13 protein-coding genes are annotated in these 12,128 nt (G+C 63.3%); 8 read left to right on the top strand and 5 right to left on the bottom strand.

Annotation, left to right across the window (positions count from 1 at the left end):
• The 6 genes from AB4Y35_RS06095 to AB4Y35_RS06070 are packed head-to-tail and all read left to right on the top strand — an operon-like array spanning position 1 to position 4,630.
• Positions 1–486 carry a hotdog family protein gene (locus AB4Y35_RS06095; RefSeq protein ID WP_368703727.1) on the top strand — a complete coding sequence of 162 codons (486 nt, stop codon included), beginning with the start codon at positions 1–3 and terminating at the stop codon, positions 484–486.
• Entirely contained in the window at positions 483–1,208 is a 726-nt protein-coding gene (locus tag AB4Y35_RS06090) for a 3-ketoacyl-ACP reductase FabG2 (protein ID WP_368703726.1), read from the top strand. The genes AB4Y35_RS06095 and AB4Y35_RS06090 overlap by 4 nt, the downstream gene beginning before the upstream one ends.
• Positions 1,208–2,434, top strand: a complete 1,227-nt coding sequence (locus AB4Y35_RS06085) for a beta-ketoacyl-ACP synthase (RefSeq protein ID WP_368703725.1) — start codon at positions 1,208–1,210, stop codon at positions 2,432–2,434. Before AB4Y35_RS06090 ends, AB4Y35_RS06085 begins: the two co-directional genes overlap by 1 nt.
• 2 nt (positions 2,435–2,436) lie before the next feature.
• Positions 2,437–3,681, top strand: coding sequence for a beta-ketoacyl synthase N-terminal-like domain-containing protein (locus AB4Y35_RS06080; RefSeq protein ID WP_368703724.1), 1,245 nt, complete (start codon positions 2,437–2,439; stop codon positions 3,679–3,681).
• 35 nt (positions 3,682–3,716) lie between these two features.
• Positions 3,717–4,172, top strand: a complete 456-nt coding sequence (locus AB4Y35_RS06075; RefSeq protein WP_368703723.1) for a signal peptidase — start codon at positions 3,717–3,719, stop codon at positions 4,170–4,172.
• 17 nt (positions 4,173–4,189) lie between these two features.
• A complete protein-coding gene (locus AB4Y35_RS06070) occupies positions 4,190–4,630 on the top strand; it encodes an excinuclease ABC subunit A (RefSeq protein ID WP_368703722.1) in 441 nt (146 codons plus the stop codon).
• Between the two features lie 38 nt (positions 4,631–4,668).
• Here AB4Y35_RS06070 and AB4Y35_RS06065 read toward each other — a convergent pair whose 3' ends face one another.
• Positions 4,669–5,406: a class I SAM-dependent methyltransferase gene (locus tag AB4Y35_RS06065; RefSeq protein ID WP_368703721.1), complete on the bottom strand. Its 738-nt coding sequence runs from the start codon at positions 5,404–5,406 to the stop codon at positions 4,669–4,671.
• A 208-nt stretch (positions 5,407–5,614) separates the two neighbouring features.
• Between AB4Y35_RS06065 and AB4Y35_RS06060 the strand changes: the two genes are divergently transcribed.
• Positions 5,615–6,862 carry an NAD(P)/FAD-dependent oxidoreductase gene (locus AB4Y35_RS06060; RefSeq protein ID WP_368703720.1) on the top strand — a complete coding sequence of 416 codons (1,248 nt, stop codon included), beginning with the start codon at positions 5,615–5,617 and terminating at the stop codon, positions 6,860–6,862.
• A 71-nt stretch (positions 6,863–6,933) separates the two neighbouring features.
• Here the strand turns inward: AB4Y35_RS06060 and AB4Y35_RS06055 are convergent, their stop codons facing one another.
• From AB4Y35_RS06055 to AB4Y35_RS06045, 3 genes are all read right to left on the bottom strand, one after another.
• A complete protein-coding gene (locus AB4Y35_RS06055; protein ID WP_368703719.1) occupies positions 6,934–7,353 on the bottom strand; it encodes an ester cyclase in 420 nt (139 codons plus the stop codon).
• 141 nt (positions 7,354–7,494) lie between these two features.
• Positions 7,495–8,064 (bottom strand): MerR family transcriptional regulator, encoded by a 570-nt coding sequence (locus AB4Y35_RS06050; RefSeq protein WP_368703718.1) that lies wholly within the window; start codon positions 8,062–8,064, stop codon positions 7,495–7,497.
• Between the two features lie 55 nt (positions 8,065–8,119).
• Entirely contained in the window at positions 8,120–8,476 is a 357-nt protein-coding gene (locus AB4Y35_RS06045) for a hypothetical protein (RefSeq protein ID WP_368703717.1), read from the bottom strand.
• A 326-nt stretch (positions 8,477–8,802) separates the two neighbouring features.
• Between AB4Y35_RS06045 and AB4Y35_RS06040 the strand changes: the two genes are divergently transcribed.
• Positions 8,803–10,341, top strand: a complete 1,539-nt coding sequence (locus tag AB4Y35_RS06040) for a Bd3614 family nucleic acid deaminase (protein ID WP_368703716.1) — start codon at positions 8,803–8,805, stop codon at positions 10,339–10,341.
• Positions 10,342–10,524: 183 nt separating this feature from the next.
• Here the strand turns inward: AB4Y35_RS06040 and AB4Y35_RS06035 are convergent, their stop codons facing one another.
• Positions 10,525–12,096, bottom strand: coding sequence for an alpha/beta hydrolase family protein (locus AB4Y35_RS06035; protein WP_368703715.1), 1,572 nt, complete (start codon positions 12,094–12,096; stop codon positions 10,525–10,527).
• Positions 12,097–12,128 lie beyond the last annotated feature (32 nt).

Here is a 12,128-nt window from a genome sequence, read left to right as displayed (position 1 = left end):
ATGAATTCCGTTCTTTCCTCCTCGACGGATGCGTTCCCGCCGATCGAGGCGATCATCCCGCACCGCGGCACGATGCTGCTGCTCGACTCGGTCGCCGCATGCAGCGACGAATCCCTCACGGCGCTGGCCGGCGTGCACGCCGATGCATGGTATGCCGACGAGCAGGGCGCGATGCCCGCGTGGATCGGCATCGAACTGATGGCGCAGGCGATCGCCGCTCACGTCGGCCTGTTGTCGATGCGCGAAGGCAAGCCGGCCCGCCCGGGCGTGCTGCTCGGCACACGCCGCTATGAGGCGGCTCAAGCTGCGTTCGCAGGCGGCGCGCCACTCAGCGTGACGGTTAGCGAACTGCTGCGCAGCGAAGAAGGCCACGGCGCGTACGGCTGCACCATCAATCAGGAAGACAAACTATTGGCTGAGGCCACCGTCAAGGTGTATCAGCCGCGCGATTTCCAGACTTTCATCGAGGAGAATTCCAGATCATGAGCCGGCGTGTTCTCGTCACCGGCGCGAGCCGCGGCATTGGTCGCGCGATCGCCTATCATCTCGCCGCGGACGGCTTTGCCGTCACCGTGCATTGCCGCACGGGCCGCAACGAAGCGGATGCCGTCACCGCGGGCATCGTCGCACAGGGCGGCACGGCCAGCGTGCTGCAGTTCGACGTGCGCGACCGCGCCGCATGCCGCGCGGCGCTCGAAGACGACGTGGCGGCGCACGGCGCCTACTACGGCATCGTCTGCTGCGCGGGCGTGACGCGCGACGCCGCGTTCCCCGCACTGACCGACGAAGACTGGGACGTCGTGCTCGAAACGGGCCTCGATGCGTTCTACAACGTCGTCCATCCGCTCGTCATGCCGATGGTGCGTGCGCGCAAGGGCGGCCGCATCGTGACGGTGGCCTCGGTGTCGGGCGTGACGGGCAATCGCGGGCAGGTCAACTACAGCGCAGCCAAGGCCGGGCTGATCGGCGCGACCAAAGCGCTGGCGGTGGAACTGGCCACGCGCAACATCACGGTCAACAGCGTCGCGCCTGGGCTCGTGGATACGGGCATGCTCGACGACGTGCCGCTCGAACACGCGCTCAAGGCCGTGCCGATGAATCGCGTGGGGCAGCCCGCCGAAGTCGCGGCCGTGGTCGGTTTTCTGATGTCCGACGCGGCTTCCTATGTCACGCGCCAGGTCATCGGCGTCAATGGCGGGATGGTCTGATGAAACGCGTCGTCATTACCGGCATGGGCGGCGTGACCGCACTCGGCGATCAGTGGGCGCAGGTCGAAGCGGCGCTCAAGGGCGGCGTCAACGCCGTCAAGCGCGTACACGACTGGGACTATATCGAGTCGCTGCATACGCGCCTTGCGTGCCCGCTGCCGGCGTTCACTGCGCCTGATTATTACCCGCGCAAGAAAACGCGTTCGATGGGCCCGGTCTCCCTCTACGCGGTGCGCGCGAGCGAACACGCGCTGGCCGACGCGGGCCTGCTCGACGATGCGTCGATCAAGGATGGCCGCATGGGCGTGGCGTATGGTTCATCGGCCGGTTCGGTCGAGCCGGTGCGCGCGTTCGGCAAGATGCTCGAAACGGGCTCGATGAGCGACGTGACGTCGAACAGCTACGTGCAGATGATGCCGCACACCACGGCCGTGAACGTAAGCCTCTTCTGGGACCTCAAGGGGCGCATCGTGCCGACGTCGTGCGCGTGTGCTTCGGGCAGCCAGGCAATCGGCTACGCCTACGAGATGATCGCGAACGGCAAGCAGACGCTGATGCTCGCCGGTGGCGCCGAGGAACTCTCGGGGCCCGGCGTGGCCGTGTTCGACATGCTCTACGCCACGAGCACGCGCAACGACGAGCCGCAACTCACGCCACGTCCGTTCGATGCCGCGCGTGACGGCCTCGTGGTGGGAGAGGGCGCGGCGACGCTCGTGCTCGAGGAGTACGAGCATGCGATGGCGCGCGGCGCGCGCATTCATGCGGAAGTGGTGGGCTTCGGCTGCAATTCGGACGGCGCGCATATCACGCAGCCCACGGCGGCGACGATGGCGGTCGCGATGCGCCAGGCGCTCGCCGACGCGCAGTTGGCCCCCGAAGCGATCGCGTATGTGAATGCGCACGGCACCTCCACGGATCGCGGCGACGTGGCCGAAAGTCAGGCCACGGCGGAGACCTTCGGTGCGCGCATGCCGATCAGCTCGCTCAAGAGCTATATCGGCCACACGCTCGGCGCCTGTGGCGCGATCGAGGCGTGGTGGACGATCGAGATGATGAAGCGCAACTGGTACGCGCCCACGCTCAACCTGACCGAGGTCGATCCGGCCTGCGCGCCGCTCGACTACATCCGGGGCGAGGCGCGCACGATAGACGCCGAATACGTGATGAGCAACAACTTCGCGTTCGGCGGCGTGAACACGTCGCTGATCTTCCGGCGCGCGCGTTGAGCATGCGGACATCGACATCAGCGGGCGGCTTGCAGCGCGTCGTCGTGACGGGCATGGGCATCGTCTCGTGCCTCGGCAATACGCTCGACGGCGTTTCCTCGCGCCTGCGCGACGGACGCGGCGGCATCACGCGCGTTCAGGCGTGGCGCGACCGTGGTTTCGCGAGCCAGGTGGCGGCCGTGGCTTCGGTTGCGGGCGAAACGCCGTTCGAGCGCAAGGCCGAACGCTTCATGGGCGACACGGCGCGCTTTGCCTGCCACGCCGCACGCAGCGCGATCGCAGACGCGGCTCTCGAAGCGCACATGCTGCGCACGCCTCGGGCCGGCGCGGTGGTGGGCTCGGGCGTCGGCACGATGTCCGCATACGACGCGGCCATGGAAAGCGCGAACGCGCGCGGTATCGACCGCGTGCCGCCCTATACGGTGCCGCAGGCGATGAGCAGCACGACATCGGCGAATCTTGCGCATGTGTTCGGAATGGAAGGCGTCACGTACTCGCCTTCGTCGGCGTGCACGACTTCGGCGCTCGCGATCGGCCAGGCCCTGCAACTGATCCAGACGGGCCGCCAGGACATCGTGCTCGCGGGTGGCGCCGAAGGCCTGCACGACAACATGACGCTGATGTTCGACGCGATGGGCGCACTCTCGCGCGGCTTCAACGACACGCCGGAACGGGCGTCGAGGCCCTATGACGCGCAGCGTGACGGCTTTGTGATCGGCTCTGGCGCAGGCATCCTCGTGCTCGAATCGCTCGCGCATGCGCAGGCGCGCAACGCACGCATCTACGCGGAGCTGACCGGCTACGGTCATGGCACCGACGGCGCGCAGATGGTCGCGCCGCAGGCGGGCGGCATTGCGCGCGCAATGCGCGAGGCGCTCGGCGAGGCCGGCTGCCGCCCGGACTACATCAATACCCACGCGCCTTCGACGCCCTCGGGCGATATCGAGGAACTGCTCGCGTTGCGCGCCGTGTTTGGAAGCGACGTGCCCGCGTTCTCCTCGACGAAGGCGCTCAGCGGTCACCCGCTCGGCGCATGCGGCGCGCACGAAGCTATCTACACCTTGCTGATGATGCGCGATCGCCGGATTGCGGGCGCCGTGGGCATCGAAGCGCTCGATGCGGCGGCCGCCGGCATGCCGCTCGTGCGTGAAACGCGCGATGCACGCATCGAGACGGCGATGTCGGTTTCATTCGGGTTCGGCGGCAGTTGCGCCAGCCTGGTGTTTCGCGCCTGGAATGCAGTCTGAAGTTTCGGGCAACCCTGAAAATAATGAGGATTCCAATGAAAAAGACTTGCCTCACGCTGAGCACGGCCGCGATCGTCAGCCTGACGTTGGCCGCTTGCGGATCGGAGCGCCTCACGCTGCCGATCCAGCCCGTCGCTTCTCTCTCGACGGCAAAAGCCGCGTCCAGCGCGGACCCCGCCGCAAAAATCGCAGTGTATTTCGGTGCGCAGCCGCATCCGGAAGTGGTGCGCCACGTGGGTGATGCCTCGCACTCCCTGCGTGTCGCCCGCGCGACCGACGGCGCCGAGGCCAGCTGCAACAAGGTGCTCGGCATGGCACTCGACAAGCTGCGCGCGGACGCCCACAACAAGGGCGCCAACGCCGTCATCAACGTGACCACGCGCTTTCACGGCACCGAAACCGGCTCGGCCACCGAATACACCTGCGGCGTGAGCCAGAGCGCGGCGGCCATCGCCGTCACGGGCGACCTCGTGGTGCTGCAAGCGAACTGACCCAACGGAGAACAGCAATGAAGAAACTGTGGATGTTCGCCGCGCTGTGCGCGGCCTTTGCGACGTCGCACGCTTACGCACGCAATACGGTCGACACCTATTCCGTGGATGTCGCGCTCCAGAGCGAGCCCGGCAAGGTGAGCGACGACATTGCGCTGTACTTTGCGGGCCAGCCGCATCCGGCGGTGAAGAAAACGCTGGGCCAGTTCTCCACGAACAAGAAGACGAACGCGCTTGGCAAGAGCGACGAAGCGGCCTGCCAGCACGTGTTCCTTTCGGCCGTGCAGGAGTTGCAGGAACGCGCGCGCAAGGAAGGCGGCAACGCGGTCATCAACATCAAGAGCAACTACAAGAACGAACTGCGCGAAAGCGCCACCGAATTCACGTGTGGCGCGGGCGCAATGATCGCCGGCGTGGCGCTCGTCGGCGATGTGGTGACGCTCAAGGGCGGCAAGTAACCCGCAACAGGCGGCGGGCGACCCGGCTCACGCCGCCTTCATGCCGCCTTCACGGCGGCGACGTTGACCAGGGTTTCGCGCCGCTTCCCAGGCTTGGGATGATGCAGGCCGAGGCGCTCGAAGAGACCGAAATCGGCCGCACGGCTCCACCACAGATAGGGCAGCGAAACATTGCGCTCCGAAAAGCGGAAACCCGCCGCGCGGATCATCTCGAGGTAGCCGTCGGCGCTTTTCTGCACGTGCATGGGATGGCGGAACAGCAGGCGGATGACCCACGAGCGGATATAAGCCTCGGTGGATTCGGCGAACAGCAGCACGCCGCCCGGCTTGAGCACGCGGTGGAATTCCGCGAGCGCGCGTTCCTGCTCGACGAGATGATGGAAAGTCTGGTGGCAGAAGACGATGTCCGCGCTGGCCGTGGGCAGCGGCAGGCTCGCGCAGTCGCCGTGCAGCAGCTCGAACGCGGTTTGCGTCTGCAATTTGTCCTGGCAGGTGCGCGCGGCACGCGCCGCCAGTTCGAGCGACGCCTCGTGATAGTCGACCCCGACGATGCGGCGCGGGCGGAAAGCCTCGGCCAGCAGGCGGAACGACTTGCCCTGGCCGCAGCCGACATCGACGATTTCGGGCGCGTCGGGCAACGGCACGTCCACGAGGCGCTTGAGGTCGTCGATCGCCACGCGCAACACGTGGTGCTCCCACGTATGGGTGCGCAGAAACCAGATGCCGAAGGCCGTTTCCGGTACGAACGGGACGTAATTTGATTCGGAAACCGACATATTTTTTTTATCCGTTGCGAATGCGTTCGTGGACGAGAATGGGCATTGTAAATGCAAGGGCGGCGCGAGGGGTGTCAGAATCACGGTTTCGCGCAGCGCAGTGCGCTTGCATTGGGCATACAGACGTAACAGGACGTGACAGGACGTAACAGATCGCGTCAGGTCGCAGAGAAGGGACAGGACCATGGAAAAGAGCATCGGAGCAGCAGTGACGACCCCATCCGCGCGACGCGAAGCCGTCGACGTGGCGATCATCGGCGCGGGCCCTTCAGGCGCGGTGGCTGCAGCCCTGTTGCGCAAGGCAGGACGTTCGGTGCTCGTGCTGGAGCGCCAGCATTTCCCGCGCTTCTCGATCGGCGAGAGCCTCTTGCCGCAAAGCATGGCGTACCTCGAAGAGGCCGGCATGCTGCAGGCCGTGGTGGAGGCCGGCTTTCAATACAAGAATGGCGCGCATTTCGTGTGGCGCGACGAGGTATCGTCGTACGACTTCCGCGACAAGCATACGGCGGGCTGGGGCACGACGTACCAGGTGGAGCGCGCGAAGTTCGACGAGCTGTTGATCGGCTGCGCCGCAGAGCAGGGCGCCGAGGTGCGCTTCGGCCACGCGGTCACGGGCATGCGCACGGGCGACGCGCCGGTGCTGGAGGTGATCGACGAAAACCAGGCGCGCTATGAAGTGCACGCGCGATTCGTGCTCGACGCGAGCGGCTTCGGCCGCGTGCTGCCGCGTCTCCTGAATCTGGAGGCGCCCACCGGTCTGCCGACGCGTGCCGCGATCTTCAGTCATGTACGTGACGGCCTGACGCTGGACGCCTTCGACCGCAACAAGATTTGCATCGCGACGCACCCCGAGCACCGCGACGTGTGGTTCTGGATGATCCCGCTCGCGGGCGGTCGCTCGTCGGTGGGCTGTGTTGCCGATGCCGCCTTCCTCGACGTGCCGCAAGCGGAACGCGAGGCGCGGCTGCGCGCGCTCATTCGCGAGGAGCCGACGCTGAACCGCCTGATCGGCGACGCGCCATTTCTCATGCCGGTGAACCAGATCGGCGGCTATTCGGCCAACGTCGAACGATTGCATGGGCCAGGCTTCGCGCTGCTCGGCAACGCGGGCGAGTTTCTTGACCCGGTGTTTTCTTCGGGCGTCACCATCGCGCTGCGCTCGGCGCATCTGGCCGTGAAGGTGCTCGATCGTGCGCTCGACGGCGCGGCCGTGGACTGGCAGGCCGAATACGATGTGCCGCTGCGCAAGGGTATCGACACGTTCCGCGCCTTTGTCGAGCGCTGGTACACCGGCGAGTTGCAGGACATCATCTACTACCCGCGCCAGACGCCCTTGATCCGTCGGATGATTAGCTCGGTGCTGGCGGGCTACGCGTGGGACGAGAGCAACCCTTACGTGGCGGAGCCGGTGCGCAGGCTCACTTCGCTGCATGAGGCGTGCAAGCTGTCGTTGTAACGAGCGAAGAGGGTCGTTTGCTGGGTTGGCGCCTGCGCGCGGGTCGCAGGACCAACCCGGTCATCGCGGTCTCACTGGCCCGGCGGAGGAACCGCGCCTAGCTGGATCATCAGCCCAAGGGTATCCATGATGAGGCGGGTTTCCTTGATCCTGGCGTCCTGAAAGCGGTCGATGACCATGCCCCATACCTTGACGGAGCGCCCCGTCGCGTCCACGCCGAGGAACGCGCCCCTGTGCGTGCCCGTCCACTCGAAGCGGGTCAGCACGCGGTCGCCTTCTGTGAGTTGTTCCTCGACGCGCCAATGCATGTCCGGGAACGCGGCTCGCATCCCTCGCACGACATCCTTGAGGCCCTCGATACCGGAACCCTGGCCAGGGAACGGCACCTGCTCGACCATGTCCTCCCAGAAGAACCGCTCCGCGGCGTCGATCTGCCCTTGATTCAGGACTTCCTCGATAAACGCGCGAACCATATCACGTGTTTCATGCATGGAATGAACGTCTCCTGGTTGGCGAGAGCCGGTAGTGAAAGCCGGTTGCTGCAGAGTAGACGGGCAAGCGCCACGACGTGCGCAGGAGTCGCGCGAGAACGTGCGGTGGCGCACATTCGGGGCTTTGGCGCTCAGGAACTCTCACGAAGCCGCATGCGCGGAGGGTGGGTTGCCTGTGAGTTTCGCGCGCCGCCGGATTGCTTTCACCTCTTCGGGCGTGAGCCCGAGCGAAGCGAGAAACGCCGCGTGCGAATCGGGGTTTTCTGCCTCGAATTCTGCATGCCACCTGTCCATCTCCGCATCGTCGAAGCCGGCGCTGCGCAGCATCGCTACCCACGCGTCTTTGCCACGCTTCTTTCCTCGCCGACGAAACGATGGTTGTGCGAGCAACGTGGCAATCGCATTCTGACGCTGCTTGAGACGCGCGATTTCCTTCGTCAACACCATCAAATGCGTTTCAAGGATCTGGGTCGCGGAGTCTGCCTCGTTTGCGAGGATGTCGCCTATTGCGGCTAGTGGCAACCCGGCGGCCCGGTACGCACAGATTGCGCGTAGACGCTCGCGTTGCGTCTCATCGTAGAGCCGGTAGCCCGCGGCGCTGCGCGCGACCGGCACGAGCAAGCCCAGTTCTTCGTAATGCAGCAGCGAGGAACGCGAGAGTCCCGCCTCGCGTGCCAGTCGTCCTAGAGTGAAACGAGTGAGACGTGTCATGACGGCAAGGGAAGTCGATCGGGTGAGAGAAAGAACACGCGCGCTTCGGGCCGGTTCATTTGTCGGGCGAATAGTACGCGGCGACCAGCGCGCGGCAATCGCCGGAAAAGGCGGGTGCGTGTGCAAGAAACTCATCGAACGTGTGCAATGGATCCGATGCGCCCGCATGCGCCATGAGCCGCATCAGCGCTTCCGTGATTGTACGGTGGTACCGGCCCGGCGCGCCGAGATGCGTGGCGTATTGCGCGATACCGGCACAGGTACGCTCGATCGCCTCGTCCAGGGGGAAGCGCTGCAGGTGTATCCACGCCACGCGCAGATGATTGCGATGATTGAAAGCGCCCGGTGGCAACCGGCAGGCGAGAAAGGCTTCGAGGAAGGCGTCGTCGGTGAGATCGCGGGTGGTTTCCATTTCGATCGATACGCTGTTTGTTGAACAGGGTATCGATCTTGAAGGTGACTACGGTAGTCGGGTCAAGCGGATCTGTTGGGGGATTTGTTGTAACGAACGATCGCACTCCGATTCCTGCCTGGATGCCGTGAGTTCGTAAGGGGACGAATGTATGTGAGAGGAATAAAGCACACCTTGAATAGCCAAACGCTCACCCGAATGCGTCCCACGCTTCCCGGTTGCTTTTCGGCAGCGTGACTATCCGAATTGGATATCGTCGAATTCCCACATGGGTATTTCGCACCGTCTGCAACCAGGCGTTCCTGGAGCTTGGGTGCAGGCAATTCATGGTCTACACTTCTGACGCGGCGATAATTCCCGGCGTGCGCCGCACACGGGGTAAAACCGGCCACTGGCAGAGGATCGAGATGAATATTCACTACTTCTTTCTGGCAATGGCGTTGCGCGATAAAGAAAACGAAGGTGGAAAAGATGTCGCCCTTCTCGTATCGAATAATCAAGTAATAGCGATCGGCGTTGTTGGCAATAAGGCGCATGAAAAGGCCATCGTCAATTTGTTGCACAATTTCGACCGCTCTTCCGGTTGCGATATCTACGCGACCTATGTGCCGACTGAGATGTGTTTGGGGCTGGGTTGGCAGCGAAACGTTGGCAGCATCGTTTATCTGGATGGATTCAACGCAAGATTCGTATGCCCGACCGACGATGGCATTACTGATTCATTTGTATTGGGCAGTGACGGTGATTTCCGGATTTCTCAAAGAATAAACTCGCCAAAATGGCGGGACGAGAAAGAAAGACTGGATACATTTCCAACCTCTTCTGACGCATTAAGCAAATGGATTAATTTATTCAATTCTCCAAAAGTTGACCTGACGAGGGGTGTGTACGACATCTGTGATAAAATCAAGAGATGCGGATATGTCTATCATTCACGAGTTAGCGACGTGAATGAGAAAAGCATGCTCGCGCGTATGATTGATTGCGTGCCGGTTCAAATTGGCACGTGCGAGACCGAGCCAAGCAAGAAAGACAATTTGTGGATGAAGGTTGCCTATGCACTGGCCGGCGCGGCATTGCCAGATAGCCGAACCGCGCTGCAGCAGGGGCATAATGTAGCCGCCATTATGGTGAGCAACACCGATATTATTCTGGGGTGGGGCGTGAATATCAATCGCCTGAACGGCTGCTTCCATGCGGAAACCAGCATGGTGCTGGCGTATCTGGCCAGGAACAACGCCAGCAAATTGCCGGATGGCGTGCGCATCTATTCCACCTTGGCGCCCTGCCATATGTGCGCGGGGTTGATTACGACGGTGGGAACCAATGTGCCGGTCGTGGTCGGGCATATGGATCCTCGCATTCAGAAAAGCGCATTGGATCGCAAGAAGAATGGCTCGATCCAAAGGTTGACTGCCGCGTTGCCCATTGTTCAAAAGCCGATCATCGAGATTCCAGAACTGCGTAAATACGCGAACTCCATGTCGCCAGAAAACGTTCCGAAGCGTTTTCCTTCACTGGCCGCAGTGTCCAACCCGCATCCCGGCAGCCGCGGAATTGCGCCTGACGATGTCATGCGCCCCTTTGCGTTTGCCAGATGGATGAGCAGTACCCAGGCTCAGTTGGGACGTGTGCCGACCGCCGGTGATTGGCTGGAAGCGCATCACGCAGAGGATGGCCCGCGCCGCAAAGGGGTCACGACCTTCCTGCGGAACAATCCGGCGCCGAAGCAATTGTTCAAGTACAACCTGGACAGTCTGCAGGAATTGCTGGATGCCTCTGTGGGTGATAAGGGCGAAACAGCAATTCTTCAGCGTGGCATTGCGTTGATCGAGAAAATCAAGGTCGGTGGTTTGATTAAATGAAGCGGTTGTCATCGTCAGAAACGCGCTGCTCGCCATCCGAGCCAGTTCGAAGTCTTCTCGGTACTTCTGCGCCGGCACGACATCGCGCTCGAACGCCCGAATGGCTTGCGTAAGCTTCTCGAAACATGGCGTGTCAATCAAAGGACCGCCATGCTCACATGCGGGTTTGATCGCAGCAGCAAACTAAAAATTGCCGAAGAACCCGCGCGCCGCGACCATGCAGAACGGCGCGACGATGTCGGCGTGGTAGACCTGAAGCACGGCGGACAGGCCGCCATCCGTTGCGCCAGCCTGAACCGCCTGCGCGGCGACCGATGCCTTGGCCTGAGCGAAGCCCGCTTTCACCGCGGCAAACGGATCGTTCGCGCCAGGCGTGGAATCGACGTCGAGCACGCTCGTCAGGCCCGGCGCGACGTTGGCGTTTTTCCAGTAGGCCTGCTCGATCGCCGCATTGAAAAAGAACACCATCGGGTCGAGGTGGCCGCCGCATAGCAGCACGGGCGAGTGCGGCACCCAGTTACGCAGATCGTTGCGCCTGAACGCCTGGCGCAGCGGCTGGGCCGGACTGGCAGCGGGGGCCATCGCGGCGGTCGGCGTGGGAAACGCGCCGTCCGGATTGGCGATGGCGTCTTCGAGCATGCTCAGACGATAAGCGTTGCGCACGAGATTCGCGGTGCCGAATCCCAACGCGAAGAGCGGCGTCAATTCAGCAGGCGCCAGCGGCGGCGCAAGAGGCGGCGTCAACGAGGCGAACTGCGGCGCGGGCGGCGTGCTGCTAAAGAGCTGGGCTGAGGGCAGCTTGCCTTTGGCGAACAACGTATCCGTGGACATGACGCTCGGCAACAGGTTCTCGATGCCGGGGGCGTAGGCCGCCTCGAAAAAGTCGCCTGGTTTGCGATAGATATTGCCGTATGCATGCTGGTAGCTCGTGGTCACCAGCACCGTAAAGATCGTCGAGCCGAGGTCGACCTCGCCCTGGACGAGAGCATCGGCCATTGCACCCAGCGCATAGGGACCCGAGCCAGGCGCGGAAGCGGTGACGTTGATGCCGGCCGCCTGCAGCGCGCGGTGGGTGGCGAGTGCCACGTAGCCGCCCTGCGAATATCCGGTGACGAACAGCTTGCCGCTCTCACGCGTCTTGTTTCCCGGATCGGGTAGGGCCATGGCGAAGCGGGCCGCGCGCAACGAATCGATCACATCGGCGGATTGCTGGTCGCCGTTCAGATAGGGGTGGTACGGCAAGGGGGAGCCCGCGTAGCCAGCATAGTTGCTGGCCACGACGAGATAACCTTGCGCCGCGTAGATCGCCGCCACGGCAATGCCTTCGCCCGCGCCGTCGCCGTTGGCCGGGTCAGTTTGGGTGATGTCGGCGATGTTGTAGTTGCGGTAGGTCGTGGTGCCGTGCGCGTACAGCATGAGGGGACGCGGCCCCGTACAGGACGCGCTACCGCCAGGGATCATCAGCGCGGCGCTCGACATGGTGGGCTCGCCCGCGCCGCCTATCGTGAGGTAGCGGAAGTACTTGATTTCGATATCGCAGCGCGGTGTGCCGGCAACTTGCAGTAATTGCTGGCCCGTTGCGTTCGTGCTCAGCAGTTTCGTGAAGTCGCTTGCGCTCAGGCGCAGGCTCGTTCTCTGCTCGACTAGCTGACCGCGGAAAAAGCAGCTCAATCCGCTGCATGTCGAGGCGGCCTGCACGACAACACTGGCACTCGACAGAAGGAAAGTCAGCAGTGCCCAACTCGTCTTAAGCATCGCTCCTCGCATTTCACGCTCCGTTTTTGTTG

It is taken from the genome of Paraburkholderia sp. EG286A (assembly GCF_040965375.1).
Taxonomy (GTDB): Bacteria; Pseudomonadota; Gammaproteobacteria; order Burkholderiales; family Burkholderiaceae; genus Paraburkholderia.
This window is presented reverse-complemented; position numbering and strand designations above follow the sequence as displayed.

Bases quoted from the DNA above. Each gene is read 5' to 3' on its own strand.
- AB4Y35_RS06095 (WP_368703727.1), top strand. From the start codon at position 1: ATGAATTCCGTTCTTTCCTCCTCGACGGATGCGTTCCCGCCGATCGAG.
- AB4Y35_RS06090 (WP_368703726.1), top strand. From the start codon at position 483: ATGAGCCGGCGTGTTCTCGTCACCGGCGCGAGCCGCGGCATTGGTCGC.
- AB4Y35_RS06085 (WP_368703725.1), top strand. From the start codon at position 1,208: ATGAAACGCGTCGTCATTACCGGCATGGGCGGCGTGACCGCACTCGGC.
- AB4Y35_RS06080 (WP_368703724.1), top strand. From the start codon at position 2,437: ATGCGGACATCGACATCAGCGGGCGGCTTGCAGCGCGTCGTCGTGACG.
- AB4Y35_RS06075 (WP_368703723.1), top strand. From the start codon at position 3,717: ATGAAAAAGACTTGCCTCACGCTGAGCACGGCCGCGATCGTCAGCCTG.
- AB4Y35_RS06070 (WP_368703722.1), top strand. From the start codon at position 4,190: ATGAAGAAACTGTGGATGTTCGCCGCGCTGTGCGCGGCCTTTGCGACG.
- AB4Y35_RS06065 (WP_368703721.1), bottom strand. From the start codon at position 5,406: ATGTCGGTTTCCGAATCAAATTACGTCCCGTTCGTACCGGAAACGGCC.
- AB4Y35_RS06055 (WP_368703719.1), bottom strand. From the start codon at position 7,353: ATGCATGAAACACGTGATATGGTTCGCGCGTTTATCGAGGAAGTCCTG.
- AB4Y35_RS06050 (WP_368703718.1), bottom strand. From the start codon at position 8,064: ATGACACGTCTCACTCGTTTCACTCTAGGACGACTGGCACGCGAGGCG.
- AB4Y35_RS06045 (WP_368703717.1), bottom strand. From the start codon at position 8,476: ATGGAAACCACCCGCGATCTCACCGACGACGCCTTCCTCGAAGCCTTT.
- AB4Y35_RS06040 (WP_368703716.1), top strand. From the start codon at position 8,803: ATGGTCTACACTTCTGACGCGGCGATAATTCCCGGCGTGCGCCGCACA.
- AB4Y35_RS06035 (WP_368703715.1), bottom strand. From the start codon at position 12,096: ATGCTTAAGACGAGTTGGGCACTGCTGACTTTCCTTCTGTCGAGTGCC.